At 69.0% G+C, this 18578-nt stretch carries 20 protein-coding genes; 16 read left to right on the forward strand and 4 right to left on the reverse strand.

Annotation, left to right across the window (positions count from 1 at the left end; genetic code table 11):
* Positions 1-92 precede the first annotated feature (92 nt).
* Positions 93-578: a hypothetical protein gene (locus ACAM52_RS21080; protein WP_062479399.1), complete on the reverse strand. Its 486-nt coding sequence runs from the start codon at positions 576-578 to the stop codon at positions 93-95.
* A 130-nt stretch (positions 579-708) separates the two neighbouring features.
* Positions 709-1569: a TatD family hydrolase gene (locus ACAM52_RS21085; RefSeq protein ID WP_369644525.1), complete on the reverse strand. Its 861-nt coding sequence runs from the start codon at positions 1567-1569 to the stop codon at positions 709-711.
* A gap of 89 nt (positions 1570-1658) precedes the next feature.
* Between ACAM52_RS21085 and ACAM52_RS21090 the strand changes: the two genes are divergently transcribed.
* The 4 genes from ACAM52_RS21090 to ACAM52_RS21105 are packed head-to-tail and all read left to right on the forward strand — an operon-like array spanning position 1659 to position 5713.
* Entirely contained in the window at positions 1659-2657 is a 999-nt protein-coding gene (locus ACAM52_RS21090; RefSeq protein ID WP_139700083.1) for a S1C family serine protease, read from the forward strand.
* Between the two features lie 20 nt (positions 2658-2677).
* Positions 2678-3703, forward strand: a complete 1026-nt coding sequence (locus ACAM52_RS21095; protein ID WP_070063644.1) for a MoxR family ATPase — start codon at positions 2678-2680, stop codon at positions 3701-3703.
* A complete protein-coding gene (locus ACAM52_RS21100) occupies positions 3684-4679 on the forward strand; it encodes a DUF58 domain-containing protein (RefSeq protein ID WP_070063645.1) in 996 nt (331 codons plus the stop codon). The genes ACAM52_RS21095 and ACAM52_RS21100 overlap by 20 nt, the downstream gene beginning before the upstream one ends.
* Complete coding sequence (locus ACAM52_RS21105) at positions 4676-5713, forward strand: VWA domain-containing protein (RefSeq protein WP_062478619.1); 1038 nt, start codon at positions 4676-4678, stop codon at positions 5711-5713. Before ACAM52_RS21100 ends, ACAM52_RS21105 begins: the two co-directional genes overlap by 4 nt.
* Here the strand turns inward: ACAM52_RS21105 and ACAM52_RS21110 are convergent.
* Entirely contained in the window at positions 5697-6338 is a 642-nt protein-coding gene (locus ACAM52_RS21110) for a TetR/AcrR family transcriptional regulator (RefSeq protein WP_139700079.1), read from the reverse strand. The genes ACAM52_RS21105 and ACAM52_RS21110 overlap by 17 nt on opposite strands.
* 71 nt (positions 6339-6409) lie before the next feature.
* Positions 6410-7012: a phenylacetic acid degradation protein PaaY gene (locus ACAM52_RS21115; RefSeq protein ID WP_095743881.1), complete on the reverse strand. Its 603-nt coding sequence runs from the start codon at positions 7010-7012 to the stop codon at positions 6410-6412.
* Between the two features lie 181 nt (positions 7013-7193).
* Between ACAM52_RS21115 and ACAM52_RS21120 the strand changes: the two genes are divergently transcribed.
* From ACAM52_RS21120 to ACAM52_RS21175, 12 genes are all read left to right on the forward strand, one after another.
* Positions 7194-7997 carry an enoyl-CoA hydratase-related protein gene (locus ACAM52_RS21120; protein WP_369644526.1) on the forward strand — a complete coding sequence of 268 codons (804 nt, stop codon included), beginning with the start codon at positions 7194-7196 and terminating at the stop codon, positions 7995-7997.
* Position 7998: 1 nt separating this feature from the next.
* Positions 7999-8445 carry a hydroxyphenylacetyl-CoA thioesterase PaaI gene (gene paaI / locus ACAM52_RS21125; protein WP_056578139.1) on the forward strand — a complete coding sequence of 149 codons (447 nt, stop codon included), beginning with the start codon at positions 7999-8001 and terminating at the stop codon, positions 8443-8445.
* 14 nt (positions 8446-8459) lie between these two features.
* Positions 8460-9770: a phenylacetate--CoA ligase PaaK gene (paaK, locus tag ACAM52_RS21130; protein ID WP_369644527.1), complete on the forward strand. Its 1311-nt coding sequence runs from the start codon at positions 8460-8462 to the stop codon at positions 9768-9770.
* A 43-nt stretch (positions 9771-9813) separates the two neighbouring features.
* Complete coding sequence (paaA, locus tag ACAM52_RS21135) at positions 9814-10824, forward strand: 1,2-phenylacetyl-CoA epoxidase subunit PaaA (RefSeq protein WP_369644528.1); 1011 nt, start codon at positions 9814-9816, stop codon at positions 10822-10824.
* On the forward strand, positions 10821-11117 hold the full coding sequence (gene paaB, locus ACAM52_RS21140) for a 1,2-phenylacetyl-CoA epoxidase subunit PaaB (RefSeq protein WP_159275003.1): 297 nt from the start codon (positions 10821-10823) through the stop codon (positions 11115-11117). The genes paaA and paaB overlap by 4 nt, the downstream gene beginning before the upstream one ends.
* A 17-nt stretch (positions 11118-11134) precedes the next feature.
* Positions 11135-11914, forward strand: a complete 780-nt coding sequence (gene paaC / locus ACAM52_RS21145; RefSeq protein ID WP_369644529.1) for a 1,2-phenylacetyl-CoA epoxidase subunit PaaC — start codon at positions 11135-11137, stop codon at positions 11912-11914.
* Positions 11911-12438, forward strand: coding sequence for a 1,2-phenylacetyl-CoA epoxidase subunit PaaD (gene paaD, locus ACAM52_RS21150; RefSeq protein WP_369644530.1), 528 nt, complete (start codon positions 11911-11913; stop codon positions 12436-12438). Before paaC ends, paaD begins: the two co-directional genes overlap by 4 nt.
* Positions 12439-12450: 12 nt before the next feature.
* The gene (gene paaE, locus ACAM52_RS21155; RefSeq protein ID WP_369644531.1) at positions 12451-13536 is read left to right on the forward strand and encodes a 1,2-phenylacetyl-CoA epoxidase subunit PaaE; all 1086 of its coding nucleotides are present in this window, start codon (positions 12451-12453) and stop codon (positions 13534-13536) included.
* A 53-nt stretch (positions 13537-13589) separates the two neighbouring features.
* Positions 13590-14735: an ABC transporter substrate-binding protein gene (locus tag ACAM52_RS21160; protein WP_070063655.1), complete on the forward strand. Its 1146-nt coding sequence runs from the start codon at positions 13590-13592 to the stop codon at positions 14733-14735.
* Between the two features lie 139 nt (positions 14736-14874).
* Positions 14875-15903, forward strand: a complete 1029-nt coding sequence (locus ACAM52_RS21165) for a branched-chain amino acid ABC transporter permease (RefSeq protein WP_062478648.1) — start codon at positions 14875-14877, stop codon at positions 15901-15903.
* The gene (locus ACAM52_RS21170) at positions 15900-17801 is read left to right on the forward strand and encodes an ATP-binding cassette domain-containing protein (RefSeq protein WP_369644532.1); all 1902 of its coding nucleotides are present in this window, start codon (positions 15900-15902) and stop codon (positions 17799-17801) included. Before ACAM52_RS21165 ends, ACAM52_RS21170 begins: the two co-directional genes overlap by 4 nt.
* A complete protein-coding gene (locus tag ACAM52_RS21175) occupies positions 17798-18529 on the forward strand; it encodes an ABC transporter ATP-binding protein (protein WP_062478652.1) in 732 nt (243 codons plus the stop codon). Before ACAM52_RS21170 ends, ACAM52_RS21175 begins: the two co-directional genes overlap by 4 nt.
* Positions 18530-18578 lie beyond the last annotated feature (49 nt).

Consider the following 18578-nt stretch of genomic DNA (forward strand, 5'->3'; position numbering starts at 1 on the left):
GCATTGCCGCGCGGCGTGCCTGAACGCCCATGAAAAAACCCGCCGAAGCGGGTTCTTTCGTCAAGCACGGGCCGAAGCCCGGTGCATGGAGGTTACGGCTTCTTGGCCGCTTCGTTCTCGGCCGTGCCCGGCACCTTCTCGCCGATCGCCTTGCCGGCGCTGCGCATGCCGTCGGCCGTCTTGTGGCCTGCCGTTTCCACCGCGTCGCCGGTCTTCACGGCTGCCTTCTTGGTGGCGGTGGTGGCCTTCTTCGTGGTGTTCTTGGTGGCGTTCCAGGCCTTCTTGGTGCCGCGCTCGGTGGCGTTGGCTGCCTTCTTGGTGCCGCTCTTGGTGGCATCCCAGGCCTTCTCGGCGCCGCTTTCGGTCGCGTTCACGGCCTTCTTGGTCGTGCTCTTGGTGGCGTCCCAGGCCTTTTCGGTGCCGCGTGCGGTCGCATCGACGGCGTCCTTGCCGGCTTCCTTCACCTTCTCGGTGGTCGTGGGCTCGGCCGCGGTGGTCTGCGCGATGGCCGACACACCGATGGAGGCCAGCGCCAGTGCGAGCGCGACGGGCAGGGTACGAACAAAAGATGTGGTCATGAAAGACTCCTTTTTTGAGTGAAGTGCGGAGTGACGACAGTGCCACTGGACAACCAACGTCACTTCGAACTTCAAGGATGACAGCAAAAAGGGCCCGATGACCTGCGCTGGCGCAACTCGGGAACTTGGCCTACGCGGCGGGCGGACGCCCCTCCGACACGTTCAGCAGACTTTGGAGCTTCGGCAGGGCTGCCACCGCATTGCGCGTGGTGTTTTCGGCCAGCGACGCGATGTCGATGCCCCGCAGCTGCGCGACCACTTCGGCGATGCGCGGCAGCTCGCCGGGCTCGTTGCGGCCCTGTGCTTCGCCCGCCTCGCGCTGCGCCTGCGTGCGGTACAGCCAGTGCGGCTGGATGTCGGGCGCGTCGGTTTCCATCACCAGCGCGTCCATCGGCAAGGTGGCCGCGAGCCGGCGCAGCTGCAGCGCGCGCTCGAAGGTCACGGCGCCGCCGAAGCCCAGCTTCAGGCCGATCTCGATGCAGGCCTGCGCCTGCTGCTCGCTGCCGTTGAACGCGTGGGCGATGCCGTGCCAGGGCCGTCCACCCGCGGTCTGGCGCAGGTGCTTGAGCACCTTGTCGACCGAGCGCCGCACATGGATGAGCACGGGCAGCCCGTGCTTGCGCGCCAGTTGCAACTGAGTGTGAAAGAAGCGTTCCTGTCTATCGGCGTCCAGGCCTTCCACGAAGTAGTCAAGCCCGATCTCGCCGACCGCCACCAGGCGCGGATCGTCGCGCCGCGCGTGCAGCTCGTCGTCGAGCGTCTGCAGGTCCGCATCGCTCGCCTGCCCCGTGCACAGCGGGTGGATGCCCAGCGCGTAGGCGTCGCCCTGCGCGTGGGCCAGTTCGCGCACGGTGGCGAAGTTGAAGGCCGCCACCGCCGGAATGACGCACAGCACCACGCCCTGCGCCGCCGCGCGGGCGCGGATGACGGGCATCTCGGCACCGAATTCGGGCGCATCGAGGTGACAGTGGGTATCGACAAACGCAGCCATCGCGCGATGATGCCCGAAGGGATGCACAGGCGCGGAAAGCGTGCTACTGTGAACTCCTTCACGCGTCCTTTTTTGCCGGAGGTGCTCCGATGCGCAGGCCCGCTTTCTACAGCCGCTCGCCCCGCACGCTGCCGCCGGCCGCAGCACCGGCGGCCGGGTCGCCGGCGGATGCCGCGGCTGTGGCCGAGGCCGACGCCGTGCAAGCCCCACCGCCTCGCGCACGCTGGCAGCCCGGGCGCCGCGCCTTCGCACTGCTCACCGTCAGCTGCATCGCCATCGCCGCCGGCGGCGCCTTCTGGGCACCGCGCCAGGGCGCCAAGGCGCTCACGCAGAAAGACATCGACGCCGCCGTGCTGCGCACGCTGCAGACCGCCACCCTGCCCTCGCCCGCGGCCAAGGCCGCCGACATCGTGCGGCCCTCGGTGGTGCGCGTGGTCGGCTACGGCCCCGAGAAGGCCACGCCCGAAGCCAAGACCCAGAAGCGCGGCCGCAACATGGCCAAGGGCAAGCCGCCCGAAGCGCCCGCCGACGGCGGCACGCCGGGCGAGGTCGAGCGCGGCGTGGGCACGGGCGTGGTGATCGTCGACAAGGGCGTGATCCTCACCAACCTGCACGTGGTCGCCGGCGCCGAGAAGATCAAGGTCACCTTCGCCGACGGCCTGGAGGCCATCGCCGTCATCACCGGCGTGCAGCCCGAGAACGACCTGGCCGTGCTGCAGGCGCAGAAGATCCCGGACGACCTGATTCCCGCCGTGATGCGCTCCACCGCCGACCTGCGCTCCGGCGACCAGGTGGCGGCCGTGGGCTTTCCGTTCGGCATCGGTCCCTCGGTGTCGGCCGGCGTGGTGTCGGGCCTGAAGCGCTCCTTCCGCTCGCCCGAGGGCAAGCAGGAGCTGGGTAACCTGATCCAGTTCGACGCCGCCGCCAACCCCGGCAATTCGGGCGGGCCGCTCATCAACATGGACGGCGAGGTGCTGGGCATCGTCACCGCCATCCTCAACCCGACGCAGCAGCGCACCTTCATCGGCATCGGCTTCGCGGTGCCGATCGAGAACGCCGCTTCGGCGGCCGGCTCGCCGCCTTTCTGATTTCTTCGAAAGCCCTTCGCATGAGCACAGAAAACCCGACCTCGTCGACCTTTGCAACAGCCCCCGCCACCGCCGAGCTGATGGAGCAGATCCTCTACGAGGTGAAGCGCGTGGTCGTGGGGCAGGACCGCTTTCTCGAGCGCGTGATGGTCGCGATGCTCGCAGGCGGCCACCTGCTGGTCGAAGGCGTGCCGGGGCTGGCCAAGACGCTCACCATCAAGACGCTGGCCGACACCGTGCGCGGCCAGTTCAAGCGCATCCAGTTCACACCCGACCTGGTGCCGGCCGACCTCGTGGGCACGCGCATCTACAACCAGAAGACGGGCGAGTTCAGCACCTCGCTGGGCCCGGTGTTCGCCAACCTGCTGCTGGCCGACGAAATCAACCGCGCGCCGGCCAAGGTGCAAAGCGCGCTGCTCGAGGTGATGCAGGAGCGCCAGGTCACCATCGCCGGCGAAACGCACAAGGTGCCGCGCCCCTTTCTCGTGATGGCGACGCAGAACCCGATCGAGACCGAAGGCACCTACCCGCTGCCCGAGGCGCAGGTCGATCGTTTCATGATGAAGGTGATGGTCGACTACCCGAGCGACGAGGAAGAGTTCGTGATCGTGCAACGCGTGATCGGCCCGCCCGTCTCGGCCACGCCCGTCGCCACCACCGAACAGCTGGCCGAGCTGCAGGCCGAGGCGCGGCGCGTGTACGTCGACCCCTCGCTGATCCAGTACGCCGTCAAGCTCGTGTCGGCCACGCGCACGCCCGAGAAGCACGGCCTGAAGGACCTGCGCCGCTTCATCACCTTCGGCGCCAGCCCGCGGGCCAGCATCAGCCTGACCGAAGGCGCGCGCGCCCTGGCGCTGCTGCGCGGTCGCAGCTACGCGCTGCCCGAAGACATGAGCGCGCTGGTGCCCGACGTGCTGCGCCACCGCGTGACGCTCTCCTACGAAGGCCTGTCCGAAGGGCTCACGCCCGACGGGCTGATCGAGAAGATCATGAAGGCCGTCCCCGCTCCACCCAAACCTCTGGAACATGAAAAGCTGGTGGCGTAAGGCCCCCGAGGCCGCGAACGACGACCGGCTCGCGATCGAAGCCGGCGGGGCCGAACGCGCGCTGCGCCGGCTCGAATGGACCGTGATCCGCCGCCTCGACGGCCTGCTGCAGGGCGACTACCGCACGCTCATGCGCGGCACCGGCCTGGACCTGGCCGACCTGCGCGAGTACCAGCACCACGACGACGTGCGCCACATCGACTGGAACGTCACCGCGCGGCTGCAGACGCCGCACGTGCGCGTGTTCACCGAAGACCGCGAGATGGCCGCGTGGTTCGTGCTCGACCTGAGCCGCTCGGTCGATTTCGGCTCCGGCCTGAAGGCCAAGCGCGAGATTTCGGCCGGCTTCGTCGGCGTGCTCGCGCGGCTGCTCACGCGGCACGGCAACCGCGTCGGCGCGCTGGTCTACGGCCGCGACCTCGAGGCCGTGATCCCGCCGCGCACCGGCCGCCGCCATGTGCTGCACCTGCTGCACGCGATGGAAAAGCGCGCGAACCAGGCCGAGGCCGCGCCCGCGCAGAAGGGCATGACGCGCCTGGCCGACCTGCTGACCTCCGCCGCCTCGCTCATGCCGCGCCGCTCCACCGTGTTCGTCGTCTCAGACTTTCTCAGCGAGCCCGGCTGGGAGCGCCCGCTGGGCCAGCTGGTGCAGCGGCACGAAGTGATTGCCGTGCGCCTGTTCGATCCGCTCGAGCTCGAGCTGCCCGACCTCGGCCTGGTGCCGCTGCGCGACGCCGAGACCGGCGAGCAGCTGTGGGTCGACACCCATGACGCGGGGTTCCGCAAACGCTTCGCGCGGCTGGCCGCCGAGCGCGAGACCACCCTGCGCGAGTCGCTGGCCCGGGCCGGCGTCGACGCCCTCGAACTCTCGACCAACGACGACCTGGTCGAAGCCATCGTGCGATTCGCGGACCTGCGCAAGCGCCGGGTCCGCGGCGTCGCAGCGGGTGGCGGGAAGGCGGTGGTGGCGGCATGACATTCCTCTGGCCTCAATTCCTCTGGCTGCTGGCGGCCTTGCCGCTGCTGGTGCTCCTGTATGTCTGGCTGATCCGCCGCAAGAAGAAGATGGCGGTGCGCTACGCCAGCCTGTCGATCGTGCGCGAGGCCATGGGTCCGGGCCAGAGCCTGCGGCGCCACATCCCGCCGCTGCTGTTCCTGGTGGCCATCACCGCGATGCTGGTGGCGGCGGCGCGGCCGATGGCGGTGGTGGTGCTGCCGTCGAACCAGCAGACCATCATCCTGGCGATGGACGTGTCGGGCAGCATGCGCGCGGCCGACGTGCAGCCCAACCGGCTGGTGGCGGCGCAGGAGGCGGCCAAGAGCTTCATCAAGGACCTGCCGCGCCACGTGAAGGTGGGCATCGTCGCCTTCGCGGGCAGCGCGCAGGTGGCGCAGCTGCCCACCACCAACCACGACGACCTCGTGACGGCCATCGACAGCTTCCAGCTGCAGCGCGCCACGGCCACGGGCAACGCCATCGTGGTGTCGCTGGCCACGCTGTTCCCCGACGCGGGCATCGACATCTCGCAGTTCAGCGCCCCCAGCCGCCAGCGCGGCATCCCGATCGACCAGAACGAGAAGCAGCTCAAGGAGTTCACGCCCGTGGCGCCCGGCTCGTTCACCTCGGCCGCGATCATCATGCTGACCGACGGCCAGCGCACCACCGGCGTCGACCCGCTGGACGCCGCCAAGGCCGCGGCCGACCGCGGCGTGCGCATCTACACGGTGGGCGTGGGCACGGTCGACGGCGAAACCATCGGCTTCGAAGGCTGGTCGATGCGCGTGCGGCTGGACGAAGAAACGCTCAAGGCCATCGCGAACAAGACCAGCGCCGAGTACTTCTACGCCGGCACCGCGAGCGACCTGAAGAAGGTCTACGAGACGCTGAGCTCCAAGCTCACGGTCGAGAAGAAGGAAACCGAGATCTCCGCGTTGTTCGCGCTGGGCGCGGCGGTGCTCACGCTGCTGTCGGCGGGGCTGTCGCTGCTCTGGTTCAACCGGATTCTTTAGCGGCGTTTTCTTCCTGTGCCACGGCGGGCGGCAGCTTCACCGCCCCCACCCCGCCCAGGAACAGGTCGGCCACGATCGGTGCGATGGCCGCGTGGTCGAGCCGGCCGCCGGGCTTCATCCAGGTGAACATCCAGTTGATCATGCCGAACAGCAGCATGGTCAGCGGCTTGGCGAGCTCGTCGCTCGGCGCGCCGGGGCGCAGCGCCGACACGGCACGCGCAAAGCCCGCGACCACGGCGCGCTCCTGGTCGAGCACGCGCTCGCGGTCTTCGTCCTCGAGAAAGCGCACGTCGTCGGTCAGCACGCGGTGCGCGTCCTGCGCGCCGGCGTACTCCTCGACGATGCGGTAGATGAAGCGGCGCAGGCGCTCCTCGTCGGTGGACGGCTGGGCCTCTTCCTCGGCCACCAGCGCCGCCAGCTTCGAGACGTGCGTCTCGGCGATGCTGATGAGCAGGCTGCTCTTGTCCTTGTAGTAGTGGTAGAGCGTGGCCTTCGAGAGGTTGCAGGCCTCGGCGACCTGGTTCATCGAGGTCGCGGGGTAGCCGCGGCGGGCGAACAGCTGGGCGGCCTGCGCGAGGATCAGTTCGCGCTGGTCGTCGTAGGTGGCGGATCTTCCACGCGGCATCGGGTCTTCTTCCTGGGTTGTCTGTCGGTTGCTGGGTTGCAGCAGTCGCGATCTTGCATGAAGCCGCAGGGCTAGCCGCGGCGGGTGGCGATCAGGGATTTCACGTCGGTGGCGGGCAGGCGCGGACGGTCTTTTTCCACCTCGGCGAGCGGCGCCACCTCGTGCAGGCTGGCCAGGCTGCGCACCGTCAGCGCCTGGTAGGTCTGCGTGCCTTCGAGCTTCCAGGCGATCTCTTCGTCGCTGAGTTCGCGCCGCACCTTGGCCGGGATGCCCGCCGCGAGCGAACGCGCGGGCACCTTCATGCCGGCGGGCACGAAGGCGCAGGCCGCGACGATGGCTTTCTCGCCCACCTCGGCCTCGTCCATCACCACCGCGTTCATGCCCACCAGCGCGTCGCGCCGCACGATGCAGCTGTGCAGGATCGCGCCGTGGCCGATGTGGCCGTTGACCTCCACCACCGTGTCGTTGTCGGGAAAGCCGTGGATGCAGCAGTGGTCCTGTACGTTCGAGCCTTCCTGCAAGACGATGCGGCCGAAGTCGCCGCGCAGGCTGGCGCAGGGGCCGACATAACAGTTCGGGCCGACGATCACATCGCCGATCAGCACGGCCGTGGGATGCACGTAGGCGCTCGGGTCGACGACAGGAATCACGCCGTCGATGGAATAGCTGGGCATTCGGTCTCCTCGTTGTTTCGCGGGCTGCTCGGCCACGCCGGATTCATTCACACCTTCCTAGGGTTTGCCCTGAATGCACCCCGCTTGTGCCGGAATCAAGGTCGATCCTAAAATCAACCGAACGGTCGGTCAATAGTGTTTGACCTCCCGATCCGGCCCACACAGGATGAAAGAGACACGCATGACTGAGCCTTTGGTACTCATCAGCAACGCCGGCGCCGTCCGCACGCTGAGCCTGAACCGCCCCGCGGCGCTCAACAGCTTCACGACCGGGTTGCATGCCGAGTTGCTGGCCGCGCTCGAAGCCGCTGCCGCCGACAGCAGCGTGCGCTGCGTGGTGCTCACCGGCGCCGGCCGCGCCTTCTGCGCGGGGCAGGACCTGGCCGACCCGTCGGTCGCACCCGACCCCACGCCGGGCGCCGCGCCCAAGGACCTGGGCCACGTCATCTCTGCTTATTACGGCCCGCTGGTCGCACGCCTGCGCTCGATGCCGGTGCCGGTGGTTGCCGCCGTCAACGGCGTGGCGGCCGGCGCGGGCGCCAACCTCGCGCTGTGCTGCGACCTCGTCGTGGCGGGCCGCTCGGCCAGCTTCATCCAGGCCTTCACCAAGATCGGCCTCGTGCCCGACACCGGCGGCACCTGGCTGCTGCCGCGCCTCGTAGGCCCGGCGCGCGCGCTGGGCATCGCGATGCTGGGCGACAAGCTCCCGGCCGAAGACGCCGCGCGCATCGGCCTCATCTGGCAGTGCGTGGACGACGCGGCCTTGGCCGACACCGCCGCCGCGCTGGCGGCGCGCCTGGCCGGCATGCCCACGCGCGCGCTGGTCGCCACCCGCGAAGCGATGGCCGCCGCGCAAAACCTCGACCTGGGCGCGGCACTTGCCGAAGAAGCGCGCATCCAACGCGAGATGGGCAATGCCGACGACTACCGCGAAGGTGTCGAGGCTTTCCGCGCCAAGCGCGCCCCGGTGTTCAAGGACCGCTGAGATGACCGACGCTTCCCGCACCCCGCAACAGACCGCCGAGTTCGTGCGCGACGGCATGTTCGCGAACGACAACGCCAGCAAGGGCCTGGGCATGCGCATCGTGGAGGTCGGCCCCGGTCAGGCCACGCTCGAGATGCGCGTGCGCCCCGACATGCTCAACGGCCACGCCATCTGCCACGGCGGCTTCATGGCCACGCTGGCCGACTCCACCTTCGCCTTCGCCTGCAACTCGTACAACGAGCTGACCGTGGCCTCGGGCTTCGCCATCGACTTCCTCGCGCCGGCGCGCGAGGGCGACGTGCTCACCGCGCGCTGCTTCGAAGTCTCCAAGGCCGGCCGCACCGGCGTGTACGACACCGAAATCACCAACCAGCGCGGCGAGCGCATCGCGATGTTCCGCGGTCGCTCCTACACCGCCAAGGGCCGGCCGGCCGTCCCGGCCGCTTGAGGAGACACCCCACCATGACCGTGAAACGCCCCGCCCCCGGCGACCTCGAGCCGATCGAAACCGCCAGCCGCGACGAGATCGCCGCCCTGCAGCTCACGCGCCTGCGCGCCACGCTGCGCAACGCCTACGACAACGTGCCGCACTACCGCCAGGCCTTCGATGCCAAGGGCGTGCACCCCGACGACCTGAAGTCGCTGGCCGACCTGTCGAAATTCCCGTTCACGGTGAAGACCGACCTGCGCGACAACTACCCCTTCGGCATGTTCGCCGTGCCGCGCACGCAGGTCGCGCGCATCCACGCGTCGTCGGGCACCACCGGCAAGCCGACCGTGGTGGGCTACACGAAGAACGACATCGACACCTGGGCCGACCTCGTCGCGCGCTCCATCCGCGCAGCGGGCGGACGGCCCGGCGACATGATCCACGTCGCCTACGGCTACGGCCTGTTCACCGGCGGCCTGGGCGCGCACTACGGCGCCGAGCGCGCGGGCTGCACCGTCATCCCGATGTCGGGCGGCCAGACCGAGAAGCAGGTCCAGCTCATCCAGGACTTCAAGCCCGACATCATCATGGTCACGCCCAGCTACATGCAGGTGATCATCGAGCAGTTCGAGCGCCAGGGCCTCGATGCCAAAGACAGCTCGCTCAAGGTCGGCATCTTCGGCGCCGAGCCGTGGACCGAAGCCATGCGCCGCGACATCGAGACGCGCGCCGGCATCGACGCCGTCGACATCTACGGCCTCTCCGAAGTGATGGGCCCGGGCGTGGCCAGCGAATGCGTCGAGAGCAAGGACGGCCCGGTGATCTGGGAAGACCACTTCTACCCCGAGATCATCGACCCCGAGACCGGCGAGCTGAAGGCCGACAGCGAAGAAGGCGAACTGGTCTTCACCTCGCTGAGCAAGGAGGCCATGCCGATCGTGCGCTACCGCACGCGCGACCTCACGCGCCTGCTGCCGCCCACCTCGCGCGCGTTCCGCCGCATGGGCAAGATCGTCGGGCGCAGCGACGACATGATGATCATCCGCGGCGTGAACGTCTTCCCCACGCAGGTGGAAGAGATCGTGCTCGCGCACAGCGCCCTCACCGGCCTGTACCAGGTGCGCGTGAGCCGCGAAGGCCTGCTCGACCAGGTCGAAGTGCACTGCGAACTCACGCCGCACGAAGCCGCCGCGGCCGACCGCAACGCCATCTCCGAATGGGTTCAGCACCGCGTGAAGACGCTCATCGGCATCTCCACCCGCGTGGTCGTGCACGGCCCCGACGAAATGGAACGCACGCAGACCGGCAAGGCCCGGCGCGTCGTCGACACGCGCCCGCGCTGAGCCGCCCGCGCGCCCCCACACACCGCACCGAAAGGACACGCACATGTACACCCAGGCCATGGACACGATGGGCAAGGACGCAGGCGACGGCAAGCAGAAGGCCGTGCGCTCCGCCGACGAGCTGCGTCTCGAGGAACGCTTCGACGCGCGCATCGACGCCGGCGACTTCATCGAGGCGAAAGACTGGATGCCCGAGCACTACCGCAAGACGCTGGTGCGCCAGATCAGCCAGCACGCGCATTCGGAAATCGTCGGCATGCTGCCCGAGGGCAACTGGATCAGCCGCGCGCCCACGCTCAAGCGCAAGGCCATCCTCTTGGCCAAGGTGCAGGATGAGGGCGGCCACGGCCTGTACCTGTACGCCGCCGCCGAAACGCTGGGCACCTCGCGCGACCAGATGTTCGACGCGCTGCACACGGGCAAGGCCAAGTACAGCTCGATCTTCAACTACCCCACGCTCAGCTGGGCCGACATGGGCACCATCGGCTGGCTGGTCGATGGCGCGGCCATCATGAACCAGGTGCCGATCTGCCGCTGCTCGTACGCGCCGTATGCGCGCGCCATGATCCGCATCTGCCGCGAGGAAAGCTTTCACCAGCGCCAGGGCTACGAAGCACTGCTGACGATGATGAAGCAGGGCACCGACGCGCAGAAGGCAATGGTGCAAGACGCGGTCAACCGCTGGTGGTGGCCCTCGATCATGATGTTCGGCCCGCCCGACGACCAGTCGCCCAACTCGGCGCAGTCGATGCGCTGGGGCATCAAGCGCTTCAGCAACGACGAGCTGCGCCAGAAGTTCATCGACGCCACCGTCGAACAGGCCGCGATCCTCGGCGTGACGCTGCCCGACCCCGACCTCAAGTGGAACGAAGAACGCCAGTCGCACGACTTCGGCGTCATCGACTGGAGCGAATTCTGGCGCGTGATCGCCGGCGACGGCCCCTGCAATCGCGAACGCCTGCAGGCCCGCGTCGATGCCTGGGACGACGGCGCCTGGGTGCGCGAAGCCGCAATGGCCCACGCCAACAAACAACCGATGAAGGAAGCAGCATGAGCACCGAAATGAAGCAAGAGTGGCCCCTGTGGGAAGTGTTCGTGCGCAGCAAGGCCGGCCTGGACCACAAGCACTGCGGCAGCCTGCACGCGGCCGACCCGAAGATGGCGATCCAGATGGCGCGCGACGTCTACACGCGCCGCCAGGAAGGCAGCAGCATCTGGGTGGTGCGCTCCGACCAGATCGTGGCCAGCGACCCGGGCGACAAGGACATGTTCTTCGACCCGGCCGAAGACAAGGTGTACCGCCACCCCACCTTCTACGCGCTGCCCAAGTCCGTGGACCACATGTGAGCCAGGAACGGCACGCCATGCAAGCCTCGATCGAACTGAACCGCACGCCCGCCGTGCACTACCTGCTGCGCATCGGCGACACCTGCCTGGTGCTCGCGCAGCGCCTGGGCGAATGGTGCGGCCACGCACCGGTGCTCGAAGAAGACATCGCGATGGCCAACATCGCGCTCGACCTCGTCGGCCAGGCCCGCGCGGTGCTCACGCATGCCGGCCAGCTCGAAGGCGCCGGTCGTGCGCACGACGAAGACCAGCTCGCCTACCTGCGCGACGAGCGCGACTACTTCAACCTCACGCTGGTCGAGCTGCCGCGCGGCGACTTCGCCTTTGCCGTGCTGCGCAACACCATGGTCGCCACGCTGCTCAAGCTGCTGTGGCAGCGCCTGGCCGCATCGAGCGACGCCGAGGTGGCCGCCATCGCCGGCAAGGCGCTGAAGGAAGCGCGCTACCACCAGCAGCACTCGGCCGACTGGGTCGTGCGCCTGGGCGACGGCACCGACGAATCGCGCCGCCGCACCGAGAAGGCGCTCAAGCAGCTGTGGCTCTACGTGCCCGAGCTGTTCGACAGCGACGACGTCGATGCACAGGCCAGCGCCAGCGGCCTCGGCCCGGCCTGGAGCGAACTGCGCGGGCCCTGGCTCGCCGAGATGCAGCAGGTGCTCGACGCCGCCGGCCTCGCCATGCCGAAGGAAGCCGCGTTCCGCAGCACCGGCAAGCACGGCGTGCACAGCGAGCACATGGGCTACATCCTGGCCGAGATGCAGCACCTGCAGCGCAGCTTCCCTGGAGGCGTGTGGTGACGAACGCCCTGGCGTCGCGTGTCGATGCGGCGTGGGCCGTGCTGCACACCGTGCCCGACCCCGAGGTGCCGGCCGTGTCGGTCTGCGACCTGGGCATCGTGCGCGAGGTGATCGAACACGACGACGGCCTCGAGATCGTGCTCACGCCAACGTACTCCGGCTGCCCCGCGACGGAAGCCATCGAGCACGACGTGCTGGCCGCCATCGAGAACGCGGGCCTGGGCCGCGCGCGCGCCACGCTGCGCCGCGCACCCGCCTGGACCAGCGACTGGATCAGCGACGAAGGCCGCGACAAGCTCAAGGCCTACGGCATCGCGCCGCCCGCGCACCTAACGCCCGAGCAGGCCTCCAACACCGCCATGCCGATCAAGCTCTTCGGCCGCATGGCCGGCGAGCGCATCGCCTGCCCGCGCTGCGCCAGCGAGCGCACCGAGCGGCTGTCTGCTTTCGGCTCCACGGCGTGCAAGGCCCTGTACCGCTGCATGGCCTGCCGCGAACCCTTCGAACATTTCAAGCCTATCTGAGGCACGCCCACGATGAGCACCCTCTTCCACCCCCTGCGCGTGAAGGCCATCGAGCCCGACACGCACGAGGCCGTCATCGTCTCGTTCGAGGTGCCGCCGGCGCTGCGCGAAGTCTTCGGCTTCACGCAGGGCCAGTACCTCACGCTGCGCCATGACATCGACGGCCAGGACCTGCGCCGTTCCTATTCGATCTGCGCCGGCCTCGACGACGGCGAGCTGCGCGTCGGCGTACGCAAGGTGCGCGGCGGCGTGTTCTCCAACTGGATCAACGCCCACCTGCAACCCGGCGACAGCCTGCAGGTGATGGCGCCGCAAGGCCGCTTCTTCGTTCCCATCGAGCCCGAGGCCTCGCGCCACCACGTCGGCATCGCCGGCGGCAGCGGCATCACGCCGATCCTGTCGATCATGAAGACCGTGCTGGCGCGCGAGCCCAAGAGCCGCTTCACGCTGATCTACGGCAACCGCCAGCTGCAGTCCACGATGTTCAAGGAAGAGATCGAGGACCTGAAGAACCGCTACATGACGCGGCTCGTGCTGCAGCACGTGTTCTCCGACGAGCACACCGATTCGCCGCTGGGCTTCGGCGTGATGAACCGCGAGAAGATCGGCGAGTTCCTGGCCTCGGTGGTGCCCGCCGCGCAGATCGACCACGTGTACGTGTGCGGCCCGTTCCAGATGAACGACGAGGCCGAGGCCGCGCTGCTCGCCGCGGGCGTGCCCGAAGACCGCATCCACATCGAGCGCTTCGGCGTCGCGCTGCCCTCGGCCAGCCAGGTCGGCGCGGTGGTGCACGAGGCGCAGCCGGGCGACGCCAAGCAGGCGCGCGTGACCATCGTGCGCGACGGCCTGCAGCGCGAGATCACCTACACCGAGGGCCAGCCCAGCATCCTCGATGCGGCGTCGGCGGCCGGGCTCGAGGTGCCGTTCTCGTGCACCTCGGGCGTGTGCGGCACCTGCCGCGCGAAGTGCGTGGACGGGGAAGTCCGCATGGAAAGAAACTTCGCTCTCGACAAGAATGAGGTGGCCGCGGGATTCGTGCTGACCTGCCAGGCCCACCCCCTGACCGAACGCGTCACGCTGTCCTTCGACGAGCGTTGAACGCACGGCTTTTCCCTCGGCCTTTCCCCTTTCAACCCGGAGACAAACCAACCATGAAATTCTTCAAGCCCCTGCTGATCGCCGCCCTGTGCGCCACGGCCCTCTCGGCCTGGGCCGACGTCAACGTCGGCGTGACCATCTCGGCCACCGGGCCGGCGGCGTCGCTCGGCATTCCCGAGAAGAACACCATCGCGCTGATGCCCAAGACGATCGGCGGGCAGAAGATCAACTACATCGTGCTGGACGATGCCTCCGACACCACGGCCGCCGTGAACAACACGCGCAAGCTGATCGCCGAGAACAAGGTCGACGTGATCCTGGGCTCGACCACCACGCCGGCCTCGCTCGCGATGATCGACGTGGCCAGCGAAGCGCAGACGCCGATGATCTCGGTGGCCGCCTCGGCCCGCATCATCGAGCCGATGGACGCCAAGAAGAAGTGGGTCTTCAAGACGCCGCAGAACGACATCATGATGTCGCTGGCCATCGCCGAGCACATGGCCGCCAACGGCGTGAAGACGGTCGGCTTCATCGGTTTCTCCGACGCGTACGGCGAAGGCTGGTCGCAGGAATTCGCCAAAGCCGCCGACCTGAAGAAGATCAAGATCGTGGCCAACGAGCGCTATGCGCGCTCCGACACCTCGGTCACCGGCCAGGCGCTGAAGCTCATGTCGGCCAAGCCCGACGCGGTGCTGGTCGCCGGCTCCGGCACGCCGGCCGCGCTGCCGCAGAAGACGCTCAAGGAGCGCGGCTACACCGGCAAGATGTACCAGACGCACGGCGTGGCCAACGCCGACTTCCTGCGCGTGGGCGGCAAGGACGTGGACGGCACCTTCCTGCCGGCCGGCCCGGTGCTCGTGGCCGACCAGCTGCCCGCCAGCAACCCGGTGAAGAAGTCTGCGCTCGCCTACGTCGCCGCCTATGAAGCCGCCTATGGCAAGGGCACGGTCTCGACCTTCGGCGCGCACGCCTGGGACGCGGGCCTGTTGATGAGCTCGGCCGTGCCGGTCGCGCTGAAGAAGGCCCAGCCGGGCACGCCCGAGTTCCGCGCCGCGCTGCGCGATGCGCTCGAGCAGACCAAGGACGTGTCGGGCGCGCACGGCGTGTTCAACATGACCGCGGCCGACCACCTGGGCCTGGACCAGCGCGCGCGCGTGATGGTGAAGATCGAAAACGGCGCCTGGAAATTCCAGCCCTGAAGCACTGAACTCGCCCCCAGGCTTCGCGCACTTCGTGTCGCTTCTCCAACCCCCTACCGGGGGCAACACCTGAGGCCCGGCAAAGCCGGTTCCTCGGTGTTCCTGATCTGAATCACGGGCGACGCCCGAAGGTTGTTTTATGGACTTGCAGATTGCCCTGTTGCTGGGGCAGGACGGCATCGTGAACGGCGCGGTCTACGGACTGATGGCGCTCGCGCTGGTGCTGGTGTTTTCGGTCACGCGCGTGATCTTCATCCCGCAGGGCGAGTTCGTCGCCTTCGGTGCGCTCTCGATGGCGGCGCTGCAGGGCGGGCGCACGCCGGCCACGCTGTGGCTGCTGGTGGCGCTGGGCGTCATGGCGCTGGCCGTGGAGGTGTGGCGCTGGAAGCGCGGCGCGACCATCGACTGGCGCTCGGCCTTCACCTGGTGCGTGGCCTTCCCCGCGATCGCCGCGGTGCTGGTGCTGGGCCTCAAGCCCACGTCGATGACGATGCAGGCGGTCACCACGCTGGTGCTGATCGCGCCGCTGGGGCCGTTGCTCTATCGCCTGGCCTACCGCCCGCTGGCCGATGCCACGGTGCTGATGCTGCTGATCGTCTCGGTCGCGCTGCACGGCGTGCTGGTCGGCCTGGGCCTGTTCTTCTTCGGTGCCGAAGGTTCGCGCACCACGCCGTTCTCCGACGTGCGCTTCGATATCGGCGGCATCCCCGTGAGCGGGCAATCGCTCGTCGTGGTGGGCGTCACGCTGCTGCTGGTGATCGCCATGTTCTGGTTCTTCGGCCGCTCCATGGTCGGCAAGGCGCTGCGCGCCACGGCCATCAACCGCGTGGGTGCGCGGCTCTCGGGCATTCCCACCGAGCTGTCGGGCGACCTGAGCTTCGCGCTCGCGGCACTCATCGGCGCGGTGTCGGGCCTGCTGATCGCACCGATCACCACGGTCTACTACGACACCGGTTTTCTCATCGGCCTGAAGGGCTTCGTGGCCGCCATCGTCGGCGGGCTCGCGAGCTACCCGCTGGCGCTCGCGGGCGCGCTGCTGGTCGGCCTGCTGGAGGCCTTCTCTTCGTTCTGGGCCAGCGCGTACAAGGAAGTGCTGGTGTTCACTTTGATCATTCCGGTGCTGTGGTGGCGTTCGCTGCGCAGCCACCACGTGGAGGACGAGGAATGAGCGCGCCGTCGACTTCATCTTCGCCCGCCACCGCCGCGCACGCCGGCCGTCCGCTGGTCACGCCGCGCACGCTCACGCTGGTGTGCATCGTGGCGCTCGCGCTGGCCTGGGGCTGGCTGCCCGACTTCACGGTCGCGGTGCTCAGCAACATCGGCCTGTACGCACTGGTGGCCGCCGGGCTGGTCATGCTGACCGGCGTGGGCGGCATGACCTCCTTCGGCCAGGCCGCGTTCGTCGGCATGGGCGCGTATGCCACCGCGTGGATCTGCACCTCGCCCACGGCCGCGGGCTGGCTCGGCGGCATCGCCGGTTCGGCGCTGGTGCCGTGGCTCGGCCTGCTGCTCGGGCTGGTGCTGACCTTCGCGCTGGCCTGGGCGCTCGGCGCGGTCACGCTCAAGCTGTCGGGCCACTACCTGCCGCTGTGCACCATCGCCTGGGGCCTGAGCCTGTACTTCCTGCTCGGCAACATGGAGTTCCTGGGCGGCCAGACCGGCATCACGGGCGTGCCGCCGCTGGTGGTCGCAGGCGTCTCGCTGGCCTCGCCGCGCGCGCTCGGCGTGGTGATCTGGGCCGTGCTGCTGCTGGCGCTGTGGGCGCTGCACAACCTGCTCGACTCGCGCGAAGGCCGCGCCATCCGCGCGCTCAAGGGCGGCCGGCTCATGGCCGAATCGATGGGCGTCGACACGGCGCGCCACCGCATCAAGCTGTTCGTGCTGGCCGCGCTGCTGGCGGCGGTGTCGGGCTGGCTCTACGCGCACATGCAGCGCTTCGTGAACCCGACGCCCTTCAACCTCAACATCGGCATCGAGATGCTGTTCATGGCGGTGGTCGGCGGCGCGGGCCACCTGTGGGGCGCGGTGCTCGGCGCCACGCTGATCACGCTGCTGAAGGAGAAGCTGCAGGACATCCTGCCCGCGCTGCTGGGCACCAGCGGCAACTTCGAGGTGGTGGTGTTCGGCCTGCTGATGCTGTTCGTGCTGCAGCGTTTTGCCGACGGCCTGTGGCCCACGCTGGCGCGGCTCGTGAGCCGCTGGGTGCGGCCGGTGGCCAAGGTGCCCGCAGCCAACGCAGCCGCACCGGCGGCGCAGCTCGCACAGCGCGTGCTGCCGGCGGCGGGCACGCTGCTCTTGCAGGCCGACGCGGTCAGCAAGCGCTTCGGCGGCCTCATCGCCAACAACGACATCTCGATGACGCTGAAGGCCGGCGAGATCCACGCGCTCATCGGACCGAACGGCGCGGGCAAGAGCACCTTCTTCAACATGATCTCGGGCGTGGACGACCCCAGTTCGGGCCAAGTGCGGCTCGAAGGCGACGCCATGTCGGGCCGCCCCTCGCGCGCCTTCGCGGCGCGCGGCCTGGGTCGCACCTTCCAGCACGTGCGCCTGCTGGGCCAGCGCAGCGTGGTCGAGAACGTGGCGCTCGGTGCGCACCTGCGCGCCAGGCGTGGCTGGCTCGCGGCGATGCTGCGGCTGGACCGCGCCGAAGAGGCCGCTCTGATGGCCGAGGCCCGCAAGCAGATCGAGCGCTGCGGCCTGGGCGCGCACGCCGACACGCCGGCCGCCTCGCTCTCGCTGGGGCAGCAGCGCGTGGTCGAGATCGCACGCGCGCTCGCCGGCCAGCCCTCGGTGCTGCTGCTGGACGAACCCGCCGCCGGCCTGCGCCATCTTGAAAAGCGCGCGCTGTCGGAGCTGCTGGGCCAGCTGCGTGCCGAAGGCCTGGGCATCCTCGTGGTGGAGCACGACATGGAGTTCGTGATGAACCTCGCCGACCGCATCACCGTGCTCGAGTTCGGCACCGTGATCGCCACCGGCACGCCGGCCGAAGTGCAGGCCAACCCGCGCGTGCTCGAGGCCTACCTCGGTGGCGCCGACGACGAACTGCTGGAAGACGCCCGATGAGCCACCCCATTCTTCAACTGGAAGACTTCTGCGTCGCCTACCGCACCGTCGAGGCGGTGCACAGCGTGCGCCTGCACGTGAACGAGGGCGAGATCGTCACCGTGATCGGCCCCAACGGCGCCGGCAAGACCACGCTGCTGTGCGCGGCCATGGGCCTGCTGCAGTCGACCGGCAAGCTGTCGCTCGACGGCGAGCGCATCGCGCGCCCCGGCGTCGAGACCATGGTGGCGCGCGGCGTGGCGCTGGTGCCCGAGCGACGCGAGCTGTTCGGCGAAATGTCGGTCGAAGACAACCTGCTGCTCGGCGGCTTCTACCAGTGGCGCAAGGGCCAGCGCGACCAGCGCGCGCGCATGGACGAGATCTTCGAGATCTTTCCGCGCCTGAAGGAGCGCCGTCCGCAGATGGCCTCCACGCTCTCGGGCGGCGAGCGCCAGATGCTGGCCATCGGCCGCGCGCTCATGGCACGCCCGCGCCTGCTGATGCTCGACGAACCTTCGCTGGGCCTGGCCCCGCTGGTGGTGCGCGAGGTGCTGCGCGTGGTGTCGCAGCTGCGCAAGCACGGCGTCTCGGTGCTGCTGGTGGAACAGAACGCCCGCGCCGCGCTGCAGGTGGCCGACCGCGCCTATGTGCTCGAAATGGGCGCCGTGGCGCTCGAAGGCAATGCCGGCGATCTGCTGCACGACCAGCGAATCATCGATACCTACCTGGGCATCGGCAACAAGAAATGACCCCCGCGCAGCGCGCGCACCGCGCCGCTGCGCCTTCCCTCTTCAAAGG

Source organism: Variovorax sp. V118, from assembly GCF_041154445.1.
Classification (GTDB): Bacteria; Pseudomonadota; Gammaproteobacteria; order Burkholderiales; family Burkholderiaceae_C; genus Variovorax; species Variovorax boronicumulans.

Coding starts and splice junctions, on each gene's coding strand:
- ACAM52_RS21080 (WP_062479399.1), bottom strand. CDS start 578: ATGACCACATCTTTTGTTCGTACCCTGCCCGTCGCGCTCGCACTGGCG.
- ACAM52_RS21085 (WP_369644525.1), bottom strand. CDS start 1,569: ATGGCTGCGTTTGTCGATACCCACTGTCACCTCGATGCGCCCGAATTC.
- ACAM52_RS21090 (WP_139700083.1), top strand. CDS start 1,659: ATGCGCAGGCCCGCTTTCTACAGCCGCTCGCCCCGCACGCTGCCGCCG.
- ACAM52_RS21095 (WP_070063644.1), top strand. CDS start 2,678: ATGAGCACAGAAAACCCGACCTCGTCGACCTTTGCAACAGCCCCCGCC.
- ACAM52_RS21100 (WP_070063645.1), top strand. CDS start 3,684: ATGAAAAGCTGGTGGCGTAAGGCCCCCGAGGCCGCGAACGACGACCGG.
- ACAM52_RS21105 (WP_062478619.1), top strand. CDS start 4,676: ATGACATTCCTCTGGCCTCAATTCCTCTGGCTGCTGGCGGCCTTGCCG.
- ACAM52_RS21110 (WP_139700079.1), bottom strand. CDS start 6,338: ATGCCGCGTGGAAGATCCGCCACCTACGACGACCAGCGCGAACTGATC.
- ACAM52_RS21115 (WP_095743881.1), bottom strand. CDS start 7,012: ATGCCCAGCTATTCCATCGACGGCGTGATTCCTGTCGTCGACCCGAGC.
- ACAM52_RS21120 (WP_369644526.1), top strand. CDS start 7,194: ATGACTGAGCCTTTGGTACTCATCAGCAACGCCGGCGCCGTCCGCACG.
- paaI (WP_056578139.1), top strand. CDS start 7,999: ATGACCGACGCTTCCCGCACCCCGCAACAGACCGCCGAGTTCGTGCGC.
- paaK (WP_369644527.1), top strand. CDS start 8,460: ATGACCGTGAAACGCCCCGCCCCCGGCGACCTCGAGCCGATCGAAACC.
- paaA (WP_369644528.1), top strand. CDS start 9,814: ATGTACACCCAGGCCATGGACACGATGGGCAAGGACGCAGGCGACGGC.
- paaB (WP_159275003.1), top strand. CDS start 10,821: ATGAGCACCGAAATGAAGCAAGAGTGGCCCCTGTGGGAAGTGTTCGTG.
- paaC (WP_369644529.1), top strand. CDS start 11,135: ATGCAAGCCTCGATCGAACTGAACCGCACGCCCGCCGTGCACTACCTG.
- paaE (WP_369644531.1), top strand. CDS start 12,451: ATGAGCACCCTCTTCCACCCCCTGCGCGTGAAGGCCATCGAGCCCGAC.
- ACAM52_RS21160 (WP_070063655.1), top strand. CDS start 13,590: ATGAAATTCTTCAAGCCCCTGCTGATCGCCGCCCTGTGCGCCACGGCC.
- ACAM52_RS21165 (WP_062478648.1), top strand. CDS start 14,875: ATGGACTTGCAGATTGCCCTGTTGCTGGGGCAGGACGGCATCGTGAAC.
- ACAM52_RS21170 (WP_369644532.1), top strand. CDS start 15,900: ATGAGCGCGCCGTCGACTTCATCTTCGCCCGCCACCGCCGCGCACGCC.
- ACAM52_RS21175 (WP_062478652.1), top strand. CDS start 17,798: ATGAGCCACCCCATTCTTCAACTGGAAGACTTCTGCGTCGCCTACCGC.